Source organism: Streptomyces sp. NRRL WC-3549, assembly GCF_000721935.1.
Classification (GTDB): Bacteria; Actinomycetota; Actinomycetes; order Streptomycetales; family Streptomycetaceae; genus Streptomyces.
Map to the genome: position 1 here is coordinate 46,166 of NZ_KL585443.1, position 1,149 is coordinate 47,314.

The following is a 1,149-nucleotide window of genomic DNA, read 5'->3' on the forward strand; positions in this document are numbered from 1 at the left end:
GCGAGGAGCAGCCGGTCGCCGGCTTCCTGGACGTGGAGGGTGTGCGGCGCTCGGTCGCCGCTCTGCGGGACGCCTTCGACGCGGTGCCCGGTGTGACCGTCCTGCACACCTTCGCCGCGAAAGCCGCCTCCCTGGTGCCCGTACTGCGGCTGCTCGCCGCGTGCGGCATGGGCTGCGAGGTGGCGAGCCCCGGTGAGCTGCGGCTGGCCGTCGAGTCGGGGTTCGCACCCGGGCGGATCGTGCTCGACTCCCCCGCGAAGACCCGGGACGAACTCCGGCTGGCGCTGGCGCTCGGGGTGGCCGTGAACGCCGACAACTTCGGCGAACTGCACCGCATCGGCGAGCTGCGCCCACCGGAATCCGCGTCGGTCCTCGGGCTGCGGGTCAACCCGCAGGTGGGCAGCGGGTCCATCGGCGCGATGAGCACGGCGACGGCGACCTCGAAGTTCGGGGTGCCGCTGCGCGACCCCGGGGTCCGCGAGCAGGTCGTGCACGCCTTCGCCGAGCGCCCGTGGCTGACCCGGCTGCACGCGCACGTGGGGTCGCAGGGCTGCCCGCTGGAACTCATCGCGGAGGGCATCGCCGAGACGCACCGGCTGGCCGAGGAGATCAACGGGGCGGTGGGCTCCCGGCGGATCACGGGCATCGACATCGGCGGCGGCCTTCCGGTCGATTTCACCGGCGAGGAGGACCGTCCCGCCTTCTCCGAGTACGTGGCGGTGCTCAGGGCGGCGGCGCCCGGACTCTTCGACGGCCGGTACGCGCTGGTCACCGAGTTCGGCCGGTCCCTGCTGGCCAAGAACGGTTTCATCGGGGCACGGGTGGAGTACACCAAGGACGCGGGCGGCCGGCGTATCGCGCTCACCCACGCGGGGGCGCAGGTGGCCACCAGGACGGTCTTCATGCCCGATGCCTGGCCGCTGCGGGTGGGCGCCTTCGACGGGGAGGGCCGCCCCCGCGGTGGTCCGCCGATGGTCCAGGACATCGCGGGTCCGTGCTGCTTCACCGGGGACGTCGTGGCCCACGCCCGGGAGCTGCCCGAGCTGCGGGAGGGTGACTTCGTGGCCCTGTACGACACGGGTGCGTACTACTTCTCGACGCACTGGGCCTACAACAGCCTGCCGCGTCCCGCCGTGTACGGCTTTACCA

General features: G+C 72.9%; 1 protein-coding gene. It reads left to right on the forward strand.

Annotation, left to right across the window (positions count from 1 at the left end; translation table 11 throughout):
* The coding region (locus tag IH13_RS0134065; RefSeq protein WP_031090676.1) for a type III PLP-dependent enzyme domain-containing protein at window positions 1–1,149 on the forward strand (1,149 nt) is incomplete at both ends.